A 15408-nucleotide genomic window follows, 5' to 3' on the forward strand; every position below is an offset into this window, starting at 1 on the left:
CCCTTTCTATTGATTCACCATGAAGCTGCCTTATCGCTTGCGTATACTTCACTTAGCGTTTCTAGCGCCTTTTCCAAATCTTCCGTATGCTGGCCATTACGACCATCACCTCTTGCCATCCCTATTTGAATCGTTGTTGCCAAGCCGACACTTTCAAAAATTGGTGTGATGGCCTCGATCCATTTTTTCTGTAAGACAGCTTCGCCCTCTATCAAGCCGAGCTCAACCATTTCCTCTCCATATTGTCCAAGTGAAAATACGCCAGCAAAATCGGGCATTGTTTTCCCGATCGCCGCTTTCATTCTCGAAACCGCTTCCAAGTGACCAGATCCCAGCAATTGGACGAACCATGTTTTCCAGTGCATCAAATGATAGTAAAGTTCCATCTGTACCTTTTGGGCCACTTCAGCAAGCGGTTCATATGAACATGAATGAAGGGATTGAACCTTAATCGCTTTGGCTTGGGTATAAAAATAATTCCGCACTACCGCAAACGCCCAATCATAATCCGGGTCTTTCATATAGTAACCAGGACCATTGACCAATTCGAGAATGATTGCATTGCGCCGTTCCTTGGCGGGACGGTCGTGAGCCAGCTTATCAGCATCCCCTTCACCGAGTTCTTCAAGTAATTTATAATATATGGCTGCATGCCCCATCGTGTCTTGAGATATCGAAGCGGATGCAACATCTTCTTCGATATGCGGTGCAAGTCCCAACCATTCTGCACCGCGGTATGAATGGATGAAGTCATCGTCAGCCAGTTGAAGCAGCAATTCCTTGATTGCGATGTCCTTCAATGATTCATTCTTCATTTTTCACACCTCCAGCCCAAGACATTATCTCTTTTTCATCGAGCATTCCCTGCTCATACTTCCGCCATTTTTTCTTTAAATACCCGTATCCTTTTGTGGTCCTGTAGTCTTTATTATCGATACGTTGAAGCGTTTTCTTTTCCTCGATCGTCATTTTCCGTATATTCTGTCTTTTCACGACCCAGATATCATCAACCGCTTCACGTCTCATGAAGTTTTCTTGTGCCATCATGATGGCGATATCCTCATTCGGGGCCAGCAGGCTGAAGTGGTATTGAACGGGTGATGATTGCGTTTTACGGCTAAATACTTCAAATTCTTCAAAGTAATTTCCTTGTCTAGTTTCCATATCGTCCTTCCCCCTCCCTTAGATGACCTTTGGCGCCAATGCCTCACGTACCCATTTATTATTTTCATAAGAAATTCTCCGAAGACTTAAGCGATCCTGTGAACGGGGACCTTCATTCCTTGCGAATACCTTCAATTTCCCCCAATCGGGTTGTTGGTAAATCCAGGTTTCAGATGCTTTGTCAAACCTAAGCGTTTCATCTGGAATGCTAAATCCGAGTGAAAGGATCCGCTTCACATATTTAGAAAAAAAGGCTTGTCGAAGCTCTTCGTTCGTACTGGTTCTGATTCTGTACTTAATCGTTATATCCTGTTTGGATGTGCCCACTTCATTCTTGCTGGGAGGTCCAAAAAAGAGTAATAAAGATTCCCACCAATAATTGATGGAGTCTTGAACCAATTTCCTTTGTTCTTCCGTCCCTTCAGCCAAAGCCATGATTATCGCTTCACCATGCTGGGCATGGAAAACTTCTTCCGCGCAAATCCTTTGTAATGCCCGGGCATAAGGTCCGTATGAGGCGCCTAGCATGTTCGTCTGTGAAATGATGGCTGCACCATCAACCAGCCAGCCAATCAATCCAGCATCGCCCCAGGATTTTGCTTCCATATGGAAAACATTATGAAACTTTAAATCTCCTTTAAATAAATCTTGCATAAGGTCATCCCGTTTTTTACTGTACGGCTTTAGCAAATCCTCGGCGACTCGGAGCAATAATTGCCCATGTCCCATTTCATCCTGCACCTTTGCCATGATTCCAAGTTTTCTGTTTAAGGTCGGGGCTTTAGGTACCCATTCCTTTTCTGGAAGCGCCCCCATGATTTCACTGATTCCATGCATCGATATTAACTTGATTAACGTTCCCCGGTATTCTTCCGGCATCCAATCATCCGCTTCTATCTTTTCTCCTGCTTCGATTCTGGCAATGAATTGATTTAGCTTTTCTTCTCCTGCCATATCATTTAAAAGAACGTTCATTCAAATCACCTCTTTTTTATAATATAACGTTTATATAACGTTATTATATTTAATTGTTATACTTAATGCAAGATTATTCTGTCTTTTTTCGAAATTAAAGGAAATTACCAGGAAATTTCACGAATCTTTTAATCCACTAAAACTTTAATGGGAGAAGTTGCCACTTTAATTGAATCTGTCGGACAGCCCTCCACTGCATCATCCAGATCATCAAATAAATCTTCCTCGACCTCTGCTGTTCCTTCATTTTCATCCAGGATAACGAATGCCACTCCCTCATCATTGTAATCAAAGATTTCCGGTGCAGCAGCACCGCACGCGCCATGCGATGCAAGTTTCTTGATCCACAACTGTATACTTAACCAAGATCCCCTCCTCCTTCTCTATTGCATGATTGGCTCCATCTTCTCTTCCTTTAACTGATGACCCCGCTTTATGTATCGCGTTTTCTTGTTTGGTTTCTCCAGCTCCACGTATCGCAATCGGTACATAAGCAGGCAAATACTAAACGATTAGAATCGTACGGTTTCAACGCTATGTTTCATGAGCACGGAATTTATAAACGAAGGACTTCATCCTTCCGCTTATCAACGACACGAATGGCTTTTCCTTCTGAACGAGGAATGCTTTTTGGGATGTTGACAACAATATCCATCGTTACAAGACATGCGGATTTCAAATGATGCTGAATCGTTTTCCTTAATATCTCTACATTTCCATGCGTTAAGTCTTCTTCAATCTCCCTGTAGAAACCGCTTTCAATTTCAATGTGCAGTTCAACACCGTCCATTTTCCCCTTCTTAACGAGATGAATCTGATAATGAGGGACAATTCCCTCCATTTGGAATAACACACGCTCTATTTCAGATGGAAATACATTCACTCCCCTGACAATGATCATATCATCCGTTCTGCCTTTAACACGGGACATTCTAGTTGTCGTACGCCCGCATTTACACGGTTCATGAGTAATTGAGGCGATATCACCTGTACGATAACGAATGATTGGCAGCGCTTCCTTTGTAAGGCTGGTAAAGACAAGTTCCCCATCTACGCCGTCCTCAACTGGTTCAAGCGTGTCCGGGTTAATGACCTCGACAAGAAAATGGTCTTCTGCAATATGCAGTCCATCCTGTGCTTCATGGCATTCTATCGCAACTCCGGGCCCCATGATTTCACTTAGTCCGTAAATATCGATGGCTTTCAAGTTCAGTTTCCTCTCAAGTGTTGCCCTCATTGCCTCTGACCATGGTTCAGCTCCGAAAATCCCATACTCAAGACCATTATCAGCAGGATCAATTCCCATCTCTTCCATCTTTTCAGCGATATTCAAAATATAAGTAGGCGTTCCACAAATGCCGCGCGGTTTAAAATCATTGATGATCGTTATCTGCCTATCGGTATTCCCCCCTGAAATGGGTACTGTCGCAACTCCTAGCTTTTCTGCACCGCAATGCAGACCAAGGCCCCCTGTAAACAGACCATATCCATATGCGTTATGGAAAATATCTGACTTGCGACCTCCTGCAGCTACAATTCCACGTGCAACAATTGTTGCCCAGTTTTCCAAATCATTTTTCGTATACCCGACAATTGTAGGCTTTCCGCTTGTTCCGGATGAACCATGAATGCGTGTGACATCCTCCATCGGAACGGCGAATAAACCGAATGGATACTGATCACGAAGAGTCTGTTTTTTTGTAAAGGGAAGCTTTATCACATCGTTTAGAGTTTGAATATCTTCTGGTTCCAGGCCCATCTCTCTAAATTTTTCTCTGTAATAAGGTACATTTTCATATACATGGCTTATCGTTTTTTTTAAGCGAGCCATTTGTAGACTTTCCATTTCAGCACGCGAAGCCGTTTCAACTTCCGGATTGTACATTTTTTAAGTCCCCCTCAATTTTACTATTGTCCCACCGACATGCATAACGGTAATAAAACGGAGATTTAATTATTGTTATGATTCACTTCAAGATTAATACGTCATTTCTACGTTGTCAATAAAGTTTTTTATAATTCTACAAAAAATGACAGAATAAACAAAAAAATCATTTTTTAATTTACTAAATATTCTGACTATGTTAACTTAATAGTGATGTATCACTTTTTTAACGGACGTTTCAAAAATGTACTATAACGAAAAAGGGGGATTATTATGGAATCACCGGTTAAAACAGGGCATAAACCAGCAAGTCATGACAGCGGAAACAAGTATCGTCAATTAATTGAAACGAAGGAATTCAAGGAACTAATCCAAAAGAAAAAAGCCTTCATCGTACCTGTCACTCTCTTCTTTCTTGCTTTTTATTTTGTTCTGCCAATTTTAGCTGCTTATAGCGAAGTGTTGAAAGGCGAGGCCTTCTTCCATATTACTTGGGCTTGGGTATACGCACTCCTCCAATTTGCCGTCGTATGGATAGGGGGAATCGTCTATATAAAAAAATCAGCGAAGTACGACAAGTTGGCTAAAAATATCTTGAATAAATATGAGAAGGAGCTGGGCTAATGAGCATTTTTTCCCTCATGCTTTTTTTGGGCATCATTGTGTTAACGCTTACAATAACCTATTACTCTTCTAAGAAGACGAAAAATGCCAGTGATTTTTATACTGCTGGCGGCGGATTGACAGCATGGCAAAACGGACTTGCCGTAGCAGGTGACTTTATGTCAGCCGCTTCTTTCCTGGGAATTACAGGTGCAATCGCACTGATTGGTTTCGATGGCTTTTACATGAGCATCGGGAACCTTGTTGCCTTTCTTGTCTTATTGTATCTTGTGTCGGAACCACTTCGCAATTTAGGTAAGTTTACGCTGGCAGACATGATTTCAGCACGATTCAAATCAAAAAAAGTCCGAGGGATTGCTGCGGCTAACACACTTGTCATTTCAATCTTTTACATGATTGCACAACTTGTCGGTGCAGGAGGTTTAATTAAGCTGCTGCTCGGCATCGATTATTGGCTATCCGTTCTGCTTGTCGGTGTACTGATGACGATTTATGTAATTTTCGGCGGGATGACAGCGACAAGCTGGGTGCAGATCACCAAAGCGGTTCTCTTACTAGGCGGTTCTGCTGTGATGACGTTCATCGTATTTTCCCGTTTTAATTTCAACATTTCAGAGATGTTCCATCATGTCCAAACTGCAACACCGCTTGGAAAGGAATTTTTGAATCCAGGAAATAAATACACCGATGGACTCGACATGATTTCATTTAATATGTCGCTTGTCCTTGGGGCTGCCGGACTTCCGCATTTACTCGTCCGCTTCTTTACAGTAAAGGACGCAGCTACTGCAAGGAAGTCCGTCGTATATTCCACATGGTTTATAGGGATATTTTTCATCATGACGATTTTCCTTGGTTTCGGCGCTGCATCTTTCGTTGGGTTTGATCGGATTGTCGAAGCAAACCCGGCTGGAAACATGGCCGCACCCCTTCTTGCATTAACCATGGGCGGTGAATTTTTATTCGCATTCGTTTCTGCTGTAGCATTTGCCACGATTTTAGCGGTTGTATCCGGTCTTGTTTTAACGTCGGCATCCGCTTTTGCACATGATATATACGGTGAAATCATCAAGGATGGAAATATTACGGAGAAACAGCAAGTACTCGTTGCCCGATTGGCTTCTGTCGGCGTAGCGGTCATTTCGATTCTACTTGCTTTATTTGCACAATCAATGAATGTCGCTTTTCTTTCAGTCCTCGCGCTTGGAATTGCTGCCAGTGCCAATTTACCGATTATCCTTTGCACAATATATTGGAAACGCTTCAACTCAACCGGAGCGATCACAGGAATGTCATTCGGGTTACTCAGCTCCATCATACTGGTCATGCTCAGCCCCAATGTATGGAATCCGGAACCTGGAATGGGGATTTTCACAGGCGATCCCCTCTTCACGATGAGCAACCCGACCATTTTCACCGTTCCGCTCGGCTTTATTGGAGCTTATTTAGGCACAATCTTGTCAAAGGCAAAAGATGACGAAAACAGTTTTGCTGAAGTACTGTTCAAATCAAACACCGGATATGGGATAAGTTCAGCAAAAGACCATTAAGAAGGGGGATTTCCATGACCACACATTTAGATCAGGATATTCACGAATTGCATTACGATCAAATCAAACAAGTTCTGGTCGACGAACCATATGCTTCTTTTCTCGGGATGAAGTTGACGAAACTCGGTCCCGGCACAGCGGAAGCAGAATTGATTCCAAGTGACCACATGCTAAATAGCCACGGAACGGTTCATGGTGCCATTATCTTTTCACTTGCTGATTACGTGTTCGCAGCAGCCAGCAATTCATATGGTAAAATTGCTGTTGGCGTTTCAAACAACATCAACTTCTTATCAGCTGGCAAACGGGGTGAGACTTTAACTGCCAGAGCGGAAGGGATAAAGAAAAACCATAAACTGGCATGGTATAAAATAAACGTGTTTAATGAAAGGGAATTGATTGCAACCATGGAAGCGATGGTATACAGGAAAAATCAATATTTTGTCGACCAAGTTGAATAAGTAACGCTTGAAATCGGACAAGCAATCCACTTGTCCGGTTTCTTTTCCCCTTGATTTGCCCATGATACATACGCAGAGATTATAAAAAGGGGATTCCCGATTTGGAATCCCCCTCCCTTATTTTATAACCCTTCTTCCTAGCTATTGACCGCAATACTGGAATCTATCACTTTTAGCCACTCCCCACGCTCCCTTTCACTGATTACATCAGTCTCGTAAACTATTTTCCCTCTATTAATGGTAGCCGTGATTTGGCAAGGAAAGGTATGGCCCATATAAACGCTTTGCTTATGTTTGGCGAAGAAATTCGTTTCCGAAACTTCATGCGTACCATTAAGGGAAACGATGGCAAGGTCTGCATCCTTCCCTACCTTAATTTGTCCTTTTCTAGAGGAGAGACCGAACCTTTTTGCCGGGGCTGAAGCTGTCCACTCAGCGACTTTATGAAGCGGGATACCATGTAAAACAGCCAATTCTATCATCGACATCAGCGAAAATTGCCCCCCGCTTATTCCGCCCCACGCTTCAAAAATATTATGTATGGCAGGATCTTTCAGTTCATAAGGGCATGGTGAGTGGTCGGAAGAAATCATATCGAATTTCCCTTCTATTAAACGGGTAATCAATCTTTCTTGTTCTTCTCTTTCCCTTAGCGGGGGAGCACATTTTGCAACCGCACCTTTTTCTATTAAATCATCCTGATTGAATAATAAATAATGCGGACACGTCTCGACCGTCACATCCAGCCCCTTTTGTTTGGCCGATTCAATTTTTTCGATGGCCAAACTACTGCTAATATGGACAAAGTGCAGCGGACAGCCCGTTAACTCTGCATATGTAATGGCACGTTCCACAGCCTCCGCTTCCGCTTGCACAGGTCTTGTAGCTGCATAATCATTTGCACTGTATAGTCCATCCTTCTCTTTTTCCCGCTTGAACCACTGAGTGATCGGATCACTTTCCGCATGAAGGGCCAAGACCTTGCCCAATTCTGCAATTTTCTTCATTCCATGTAAAAGGGTATAATCATCCGCTCGTTCAAATTCCTCATTTCCCGTCGCTGAAAGAAAGGCCTTAAATCCGATGACTCCGGATTTGGCGAGATCCTCTAAATCATCGATATTTCCCGGGACCAGTCCTCCCCATAATCCAAAGTCTACAACCGACTTCATCTCACCGAGCTTGCCCTTTTCAAGGAGAGCCTTTCGATCAATCGTTGAAGGGATTCCATTCAATGGCATATCGAAATATGTGGTGCAGCCTCCCGCCGCCATCATTTGCGATCCTGTTTCAAAGCCCTCCCAATGAGCGCGGCCAGGTTCGCTAAAATGCACATGGACATCAATCATACCAGGAAAGATATGCTGGCCATCCGCTTCATACTCTACATCACCTTTACCATCCAGGATATCCCCAATCTTAACAATCACCCCATCCTGGATGGCAAGATCAGCTTTCCTCACTCCATCAGGAAAAACTACATATCCATTGCGGATAATAAGATCATATATTGACATACGGACCACTCCTCCAAAATAGTTTTATAATTAAAGAGATCCCTTTGATGCAGCCACTTTCTCCGTCTTTCCCACATACACATCCAGAGCAGCCTGCAAAGCCTCTCCCCGATTAACTTGGAACCCTTGGCGCAAAAGGACAGCTTCCAAGGAAGCCAATACAAAGAGGATGTTTTCTTTCCTGCAACTGAATCCCATGGTCCCGATCCTCCAGATTTTCTCGTGAAGCGGACCAAACGAGGAAGCGATTTCGATACCAAATTCATTCAACAGCATGGCTCTTACAGCTTCACCGTCGATCCCTTTTGGAATTTCGATGCAAGTTACACACGGAAGTTTGTTTTTCCCATCCCCGAATAATGTTAGCCCCATTGCCTTGATCCCTTCAATGAGAGCAGCTTCGTGGAGTTCATGACGGGCAAAGCGCGTTTCCAGACCTTCTTCAAGCACAAGGCGCAATCCTTCACGTAACGCATAAATCATGGAAGTAGCTTCTGTATGGTGATTCAAGCGGCGCGGTCCCCAATAATCCTGCAGCATGCTTAAATCGAAATAATTACTGGTGATCGGACGGCGGAGCGAAACCTTTTGGTTGTCTTCATCCGTCGCAATACCACGTTCCACCTTTTTGCGGGACTGGATGATTTCTTCTATTCTCTCATTATACGTAATCGGTGCCATACCTGAAGGAACGGACAAGCATTTTTGTGTCCCTCCTATCAACCCATCAATACACCATTCATCCACCTTAACATCGGTGCCCCCGATGGAGGCAACCGCATCCACGACAAGCAGGACACCCAATTCACGGCAGGCCAACCCGATTTCCTTCAAAGGCTGCATACAACCAGTGGAAGTTTCCCCATGAACGATTGCTGTTATTTTAGGGGAGACTTTCTTGATTTCCGAGATGACAGCTTGCGGTTCGAACACCTCTCCCCAAGGACATTCCATCGTATGGACTTCAGCTCCGTATCGCTCACAGATTTCGACCAACAAATGACCGAATCTACCGAATATGGGAACCAAAACCTTATCTCCCGGCTCAATGATGCTGCATAGAATCGCTTCATTACCCGATCTTGAGGTGCCATCGATCGGGAATGCCCATTTATTTTTCGTTTGAAAAACCAAACGCAGCATTTCCATCACTTCATTCATGATTGTAGTGAATGCAGGATCGAATTGCCCTAATATCGGTGTGCTCATTGCCCTTAAAACACGCGGGTCCACTTCGACCGGTCCTGGTGTCATGATCGTTCTCATCGGTGCATTCAATTCTGAATATGCCATTTTCCCCAACTCCTTTAATAGGCTAATTTATATAGTATTTCACTTAAAACGTCGATTCCCTTTTCCATATCCGCAACACTCGTAAACTCCTTAGGCGAGTGGCTGATCCCCCCCTTACTTGGAACGAACATCAAGCAAGTCGGACAAAACGAACCAAATACCTGTGCATCATGGCCGGCTCCGCTGATTATATCTTGGTATGGTATATTTTTATCTTCAGCTACCTTTCGGACAAGGCGATTCATTTCCGAATCCATCGCAACAGGTTTGACATCCATCCATTGTGAAACCTCCAGCTTCATTTCAACTTTCCTTGCCAAGGAATCTAAAGTCGAAAAGATTTCCTTACAAAACCTTTCAAGAACCTCTTCCTCGTGATGCCTGATATCGAGACTGAGCTCCACTTCACCAGCAATGACATTCGGAACATTAGGTTTAACATCCATTCTGCCAACCGTCGCAACTAAACCCGGGTCCATACCCTTCGCTTTTTTCGTTAAAAAAGAAATGAATTCCGAAGCAAAACCGACAGCATCCTTCCTGTATGACATGGGAGTGGTGCCCGCATGATCACTCTCACCAATGATTTTAACCGTATAACGGCGCTGCCCGACAATATGGCTGACGACCCCAATTGCATTCTCATTCTTTTCAAGCACCATCCCCTGTTCTATATGAATTTCGACGAACCGTTCAATATCATCGCGGACCGGGGTTTTATAGGCTTCAGGTTCAAACCCTGACTTTTTCATGGCTTCCAAAAAAGGAATTCCTTCTGTATCTTTTAAATCCCTGACATGCTCAAGGCCATAGACTCCTTTAATATTCCTCGACCCCCAAAACGTTAAGGGAAATCTGCTTCCTTCCTCCTCACAAAAGGAAACGACTTCAATCGTCTTTCGCGGCGCCCCATAGGCTTTATACAACCTCTTAACTGCCAGGAAACTAGCGATGACCCCATATGCGCCGTCATATTTCCCCCCATCCTTGACCGTGTCTATATGAGAACCGGTCAGAATGATTCCACCGGAGAGATCCGTTCCCTCAAGCCTGCCAAACAAGTTGCCTACACTATCAAAATATGTTCTGAGATTTTCTTTTTCCATCTCAGCTTTCATTGCCTGCTGAGCGCTCATCCATTCCTTGGAATATAATAACCGGGTCACCCCATTACTCTCCGTTGCCCCGAAAGATGCTAACCATTCTATCATCGACGCAACATCATCCTTTTCATCTATGAATTTTTCGATTTGAATGCCCATCACATCGCTTCCCTTCTCAATATCCACTCATGTTATGAATATTCACAAATTTATGTTATCTATTATTTTACTTGCTTTCACATTTAACTTCATTGACAATTTTGTTAGTATTTCGGTGTTTTTTTGTGCATAATAACCAACTGAAAGCAAACCAATAAAAGAAGAGGGCGCCCATTAAACCGGACACCCTCTTTTTATCAACTTGTATAATTTGAGCCTAAGCCCAATTCCCTCAATAGCTGACGATAAGCAATCGACGTCTTATCTGCCGCGATATGCGCTTCCGCTTGCAAATCGAGCGGCAGCTCCTCCGGCTTTTGATTTTCCACCATTTCCTTATCTTCATTGAAAATCTGCAAATTGAATTCATAAGTATCTTCAACCGGGGCATCTAAATCAAAGTTACGGGCCATCGGCGAAAACATTCTTGTCTTTCGTGCCGAAACCGGACTGGCACAGTTCAGGATGTGAAGTTTTCCATCCTCCGGGAAATGGACAGTAAGCCTGGCCGCCAGCGGTGGATAGATATCAAAAACACGCAGCCACTCAAAGTTGTCAGGTTCTAAATGCCGCATGCCTTTTCCGTAATTACTGACGGAACTTAAGTATTCCACATGCAGGCCATACTCCGTTTTTTCCACCTTATAACTAGGAACGATAGGATTGTTACGATCAGCAAAGCTTTCCGAATGAACCCAAGCAAAGTGGGACACATCCAAAAAACCTTCCATCTGCCGACCGGCTGAACCGGCAATGTCTATGGATGGCGGCAGGATGTTCAAATATTCCTCATCATCCCAGGCCGGTAACTTCGGAATATCCTCTTTATCGCTCGCAATCGAAGTCCAAACCAAGCCGTAGCGCTCTATCGTGGGATAAATATTAATGCAAAGACGAGGGGATATTTTAGCGTTGGGATGCGCAGGTATCCCCGTACAATTCCCTTCCGGACCATACCTAAAACCGTGGTAAGGGCATACGATATCATCACCATCCACCCACCCCATGCTTAATGGCACACCGCGATGCAGACAAAGGTCCCTCGCAACGATAATCTTCCCATTGGCCCGATAAAGGACAAGGTGCACATCCAGAAGTTTAATGCCTATCGGTTTTTCCGATACTTCCTCGACTGCAGCCACAGGAAACCAATATTGCGATAATACATCCCAGTCCCCTTTACTGAATGTGCATTCTTTCGGAAACGGCGTTACTCTTTTTTTCTTACTGGAAGCAACTGTGCCTTCACTCATTTTATCGGTCTCCCTTATCCACACGTTATTTTTTTATAAATATTAACAAAATTAAGATAATATGTCACTAACAATGTTATAAAACCTAACATACAAAAAAATTTTTATTTATCCGGCAATCCAAACAATGAAATTTGTAGGATATGCCAAAGGGTTTGTATGATATGATAATGAAAATCCGCAAAGCACCTTAGTAAACCGAGGGATTCTGACTAATATCAGTAACATGCACTAATTTAAAACCGATTCATTTCCCCTGTATTTATAAACTTACACTCAATACTCTAATTTTCCAAAATGAGGTGTTTCAGATGAAGGTAGCCGAACTTTTAACATTGCCAGCATTAAACGGCATGCATTTAATCGCCGGAGAAACAGGGATCGAACGGGAAGTCCGCACAGTCAATATGATGGACGCTCCGGATATCATCAACTTTTTAAAACCAAATGAATTCCTTGTAACGACGGCTTATCACATAAAGGACAAACCGTATCTCTTGTCATCACTCGTCGAAGCGATGGCAAGCCAAGGCTGCGCAGCCCTAGGAATAAAGACAAGGAGGTACCTAAAGGAAATACCTGAGGAGGCACTGGTTCTTGCCAATGATTTATCCTTTCCAATCATTGAACTCCCGGCCGAATTGTCACTCGGGGAAATCATCAACCATACATTACGGGGGATTTTGGATCAACGTGCAGCGGAATTGACTTTTGCCATGGAAACACATAAGCAATTCACAAACTTAATCATGCGCGGCAAAGGGATTCAAAAGCTGCTTGATCATTTATCGGATATGATTGGATACCCCATCTTATTAGTTGACCAGTACCTAAAACCGATATTCCAACCAATCTCAACAGCCGGAATTACTCCAATAATCAAAAAAATGAGCGAAGAGGGATTCCGATTCCACAAAACCAAAACGTCTTTCTTTTCATTTTCGTCCCTTTCCAATAAACAGCCCTATACTGTCTTCCCCATCTTTATGAATGAAGAAAAATTTGGTTATTTGACGATATCGGGAGAAATCAAGACTAGCGATAACCTTATAACATTGACGATAGAACAGGCAACTAATGTCATTTCTTTTGCCTTGATGAAAGAACACGCCCTTAAACAGCATGATCGGAATATCCGAAATGATTTCTTCCTTCATTTTCTTGATGGCAGTTTCTCCTCACAAGAGGAAATCATAAATCGGGCAAAGGAGTTTTCCTTACACAATGAACAAACCTATATATGCGCAGTCGGAAAGATCGATGAATCCGATTCGGACATAAGTTACACACAGCTGCAACGAAGGGCTGATTCGATATACGAGTTTTTGGAAGATGAACTTTGCCTATCACCCAATCCCATTCATCTCTTTACCAAAGGCAAGAAATGCATTCTTTTATATGAAGTGAATGAAGTATCTGCCGACGTTCTCCAAACTGTCGAAACCTCGCTAAAATCATTGCAAAGGATAACAGCCAGCCAGTTCGGCTGTACGATTTCCTTCGGAGTGAGCCATTTGAGCCAGAGTTTTTTACAGACCAAGAACTCTTACAAAGAAGCGAACGACTCCCTTCTCGAAGGAGGTCTATCGAAAAGGACCGAATACATCCAAATATTCCGAACGAAGGATATTATGGAATTATTGAGGATCATCCCCGAAGAAGACCTCATGAATTTTCACCATTATGCACTACAGGGATTTTCAAAGGTTTTCACCGAGGAGGAGCAATCCTTATTACAGACATTATCCGTCTATCTCGAAACTCATTGTCAAATATCCGAAACTGCCAAAAGGTTATTCGTACATCGAAACACAGTTGTATACAGACTCGAGAAATGCGAAGAACTGCTCGGCAAGAGCCTGAAAGATTCGGAGACCACACTCCAGATACGGCTTGCCCTTCGCATTAAATCCTTACTTAAAATATAAAGCAAAAGCCTCCCATCACTTTATGCAAGTTGTCTATATCCACAACCAAAAATTGTCTAATCTAACTAATGACAATTTTCTGATTTTTTATTATGATGATATTAATCATAACAAAATCACGTGATATAAAATGACATGCTATTGTAGAAGGGAGTTATTTTTATGAATGACAGAATTAACAAGTCCAAGGCCTTCTCGTTAGGTCTTCAGCACGTTCTTGCCATGTATGCTGGTGCCATATTGGTGCCGATCATCGTCGGCGGGGCATTGGGATTCAATTCTCAACAGTTAGCCTACCTTATTGCCATTGATTTATTGACCTGCGGGATCGCTACATTATTGCAATCTTGGAAAAATAAATACTTTGGCATTGGCCTCCCGATAGTTTTGGGAACTTCTTTCGTAGCAGTCACCCCCATGATATCCATCGGCAGCAATTATGGCATTTCCGCTATCTATGGATCAATCATCGCCGCTGGATTATTCATCATTTTTTTCTCCAACATATTTGGTAAACTGCTTAAACTATTCCCGCCGGTCGTGACCGGTACCGTCGTCATCATCATTGGATTATCCTTAGTGCCCACCGGCATAAAGAATATGGCTGGCGGTTCCGGCAGCAAAGACTTTGGATCAGCCGAGAACTTGATGCTTTCTTTTGGAGTCCTCGCCGTTATTCTGTTAATCAATCGCTGCTTCACTGGATTCATTCGCTCCATTTCCGTTCTGATTGGCATCATAGCAGGAACGATCGCTTCAACGTTTTTTGGGAAGATGGATTTTTCCACCGTTGCCGAGGCTTCTTGGTTCCATATCCCCGCTCCTTTGTACTTCGGTACTCCCAGCTTTGAAATAGCACCCATACTTACGATGATGTTGGTTGGCACAGTCATCCTTGTCGAATCCACTGGCGCATTCCTTGCTCTAGGAAAAATAACCGGCAGGGAATTGAGTGAAAAAGATATAGTCAAGGGCTACCGTGCAGAAGGTCTTGCCTTCACTTTAGGCGGGATTTTCAATGCCTTTCCTTATAGTACATTCGCCCAGAATGTAGGCCTCGTTCAATTATCCGGTGTGAAAAAAAGAACAATCACCATTGTAGCCGGCTTTATTCTAATCGGGCTTGGACTTGTACCAAAAATCGCAGCACTCGCTACACTGATTCCTACTGCCGTTCTCGGAGGTGCTACCGTCGTCATGTTCGGAATGGTCGTTTCATCAGGAATTAAAATGTTGAATGACGTCGATTTTTCGGATAATGCTAATTTATTGGTCATTGCTTGTTCCGTCTCACTCGGACTGGGGGCCACCGTCGTTCCCGAGTTATTCTCAAGCCTGCCGGAAACAATCCGAATAGTTGTCGGTGATGGAATCATCACAGGAAGCCTGACAGCCATCATCCTGAATGTGATCTTGACTCCTCGAAGGAAAAAGGCGGCAGATAAAACCTTCACGGATGCAGATCAGTTCATGGCAAAAAGCATTTAAAAAGGAGC

At 43.3% G+C, this 15408-nt stretch carries 13 protein-coding genes and 1 pseudogene; 5 read left to right on the forward strand and 9 right to left on the reverse strand.

Annotated features, from left to right (window positions below):
* Nucleotides 1-14: 14 nt before the first annotated feature.
* The 5 genes and pseudogenes from paaC to ACIQZD_RS10375 form a co-directional block, all read right to left on the reverse strand.
* Entirely contained in the window at nucleotides 15-815 is an 801-nt protein-coding gene (gene paaC, locus ACIQZD_RS10355; RefSeq protein ID WP_402901545.1) for a 1,2-phenylacetyl-CoA epoxidase subunit PaaC, read from the reverse strand.
* Complete coding sequence (paaB, locus tag ACIQZD_RS10360; protein WP_402901548.1) at nucleotides 805-1164, reverse strand: 1,2-phenylacetyl-CoA epoxidase subunit PaaB; 360 nt, start codon at nucleotides 1162-1164, stop codon at nucleotides 805-807. The genes paaC and paaB overlap by 11 nt, the downstream gene beginning before the upstream one ends.
* Nucleotides 1165-1182: 18 nt before the next feature.
* The gene (gene paaA, locus ACIQZD_RS10365) at nucleotides 1183-2139 is read right to left on the reverse strand and encodes a 1,2-phenylacetyl-CoA epoxidase subunit PaaA (protein WP_402901551.1); all 957 of its coding nucleotides are present in this window, start codon (nucleotides 2137-2139) and stop codon (nucleotides 1183-1185) included.
* 128 nt (nucleotides 2140-2267) lie between these two features.
* Nucleotides 2268-2505 (reverse strand): annotated as a pseudogene (locus tag ACIQZD_RS10370) (ferredoxin).
* A 190-nt stretch (nucleotides 2506-2695) separates the two neighbouring features.
* Nucleotides 2696-4024: a phenylacetate--CoA ligase family protein gene (locus ACIQZD_RS10375; RefSeq protein WP_402901556.1), complete on the reverse strand. Its 1329-nt coding sequence runs from the start codon at nucleotides 4022-4024 to the stop codon at nucleotides 2696-2698.
* 273 nt (nucleotides 4025-4297) lie between these two features.
* On the opposite strand from ACIQZD_RS10375, the gene ACIQZD_RS10380 reads away from it, so the two are divergent.
* Genes ACIQZD_RS10380 through ACIQZD_RS10390 form a run of 3 tightly spaced genes read left to right on the forward strand, consistent with a single transcriptional unit; the run spans nucleotide 4298 to nucleotide 6659 of the window.
* Nucleotides 4298-4648 carry a DUF485 domain-containing protein gene (locus ACIQZD_RS10380; protein WP_402901561.1) on the forward strand — a complete coding sequence of 117 codons (351 nt, stop codon included), beginning with the start codon at nucleotides 4298-4300 and terminating at the stop codon, nucleotides 4646-4648.
* Nucleotides 4648-6198: a solute symporter family protein gene (locus ACIQZD_RS10385; RefSeq protein ID WP_402901564.1), complete on the forward strand. Its 1551-nt coding sequence runs from the start codon at nucleotides 4648-4650 to the stop codon at nucleotides 6196-6198. Before ACIQZD_RS10380 ends, ACIQZD_RS10385 begins: the two co-directional genes overlap by 1 nt.
* Nucleotides 6199-6212: 14 nt before the next feature.
* Nucleotides 6213-6659: a PaaI family thioesterase gene (locus ACIQZD_RS10390; protein WP_402901569.1), complete on the forward strand. Its 447-nt coding sequence runs from the start codon at nucleotides 6213-6215 to the stop codon at nucleotides 6657-6659.
* Between the two features lie 137 nt (nucleotides 6660-6796).
* Here the strand turns inward: ACIQZD_RS10390 and ACIQZD_RS10395 are convergent, their stop codons facing one another.
* The 4 genes from ACIQZD_RS10395 to ACIQZD_RS10410 form a co-directional block, all read right to left on the reverse strand.
* Nucleotides 6797-8176: an allantoinase gene (locus ACIQZD_RS10395; RefSeq protein WP_402901574.1), complete on the reverse strand. Its 1380-nt coding sequence runs from the start codon at nucleotides 8174-8176 to the stop codon at nucleotides 6797-6799.
* Between the two features lie 30 nt (nucleotides 8177-8206).
* Nucleotides 8207-9469: a pyridoxal-phosphate-dependent aminotransferase family protein gene (locus ACIQZD_RS10400; protein ID WP_402901577.1), complete on the reverse strand. Its 1263-nt coding sequence runs from the start codon at nucleotides 9467-9469 to the stop codon at nucleotides 8207-8209.
* Nucleotides 9470-9483: 14 nt separating this feature from the next.
* On the reverse strand, nucleotides 9484-10731 hold the full coding sequence (allC, locus tag ACIQZD_RS10405; protein ID WP_402901580.1) for an allantoate deiminase: 1248 nt from the start codon (nucleotides 10729-10731) through the stop codon (nucleotides 9484-9486).
* A 197-nt stretch (nucleotides 10732-10928) separates the two neighbouring features.
* Nucleotides 10929-11984 carry a Rieske 2Fe-2S domain-containing protein gene (locus ACIQZD_RS10410; RefSeq protein WP_402901583.1) on the reverse strand — a complete coding sequence of 352 codons (1056 nt, stop codon included), beginning with the start codon at nucleotides 11982-11984 and terminating at the stop codon, nucleotides 10929-10931.
* Nucleotides 11985-12295: 311 nt separating this feature from the next.
* Here ACIQZD_RS10410 and ACIQZD_RS10415 point away from each other — a divergent pair, with 311 nt between their 5' ends.
* Nucleotides 12296-13912 (forward strand): PucR family transcriptional regulator, encoded by a 1617-nt coding sequence (locus tag ACIQZD_RS10415; protein ID WP_402901586.1) that lies wholly within the window; start codon nucleotides 12296-12298, stop codon nucleotides 13910-13912.
* A gap of 162 nt (nucleotides 13913-14074) precedes the next feature.
* Nucleotides 14075-15400 carry a nucleobase:cation symporter-2 family protein gene (locus ACIQZD_RS10420; protein WP_402901589.1) on the forward strand — a complete coding sequence of 442 codons (1326 nt, stop codon included), beginning with the start codon at nucleotides 14075-14077 and terminating at the stop codon, nucleotides 15398-15400.
* The last annotated feature ends 8 nt before the right edge of the window (nucleotides 15401-15408 follow it).

Source organism: Peribacillus sp. NPDC096447, from assembly GCF_044762725.1.
Taxonomy (GTDB): Bacteria; Bacillota; Bacilli; order Bacillales; family DSM-1321; genus Peribacillus.

Coding starts and splice junctions, on each gene's coding strand:
- paaB (WP_402901548.1), bottom strand. CDS start 1,164: ATGGAAACTAGACAAGGAAATTACTTTGAAGAATTTGAAGTATTTAGC.
- ACIQZD_RS10415 (WP_402901586.1), top strand. CDS start 12,296: ATGAAGGTAGCCGAACTTTTAACATTGCCAGCATTAAACGGCATGCAT.
- ACIQZD_RS10375 (WP_402901556.1), bottom strand. CDS start 4,024: ATGTACAATCCGGAAGTTGAAACGGCTTCGCGTGCTGAAATGGAAAGT.
- paaC (WP_402901545.1), bottom strand. CDS start 815: ATGAAGAATGAATCATTGAAGGACATCGCAATCAAGGAATTGCTGCTT.
- ACIQZD_RS10380 (WP_402901561.1), top strand. CDS start 4,298: ATGGAATCACCGGTTAAAACAGGGCATAAACCAGCAAGTCATGACAGC.
- ACIQZD_RS10395 (WP_402901574.1), bottom strand. CDS start 8,176: ATGTCAATATATGATCTTATTATCCGCAATGGATATGTAGTTTTTCCT.
- ACIQZD_RS10420 (WP_402901589.1), top strand. CDS start 14,075: ATGAATGACAGAATTAACAAGTCCAAGGCCTTCTCGTTAGGTCTTCAG.
- ACIQZD_RS10400 (WP_402901577.1), bottom strand. CDS start 9,469: ATGGCATATTCAGAATTGAATGCACCGATGAGAACGATCATGACACCA.
- allC (WP_402901580.1), bottom strand. CDS start 10,731: ATGGGCATTCAAATCGAAAAATTCATAGATGAAAAGGATGATGTTGCG.
- ACIQZD_RS10410 (WP_402901583.1), bottom strand. CDS start 11,984: ATGAGTGAAGGCACAGTTGCTTCCAGTAAGAAAAAAAGAGTAACGCCG.
- ACIQZD_RS10390 (WP_402901569.1), top strand. CDS start 6,213: ATGACCACACATTTAGATCAGGATATTCACGAATTGCATTACGATCAA.
- ACIQZD_RS10385 (WP_402901564.1), top strand. CDS start 4,648: ATGAGCATTTTTTCCCTCATGCTTTTTTTGGGCATCATTGTGTTAACG.
- paaA (WP_402901551.1), bottom strand. CDS start 2,139: ATGAACGTTCTTTTAAATGATATGGCAGGAGAAGAAAAGCTAAATCAA.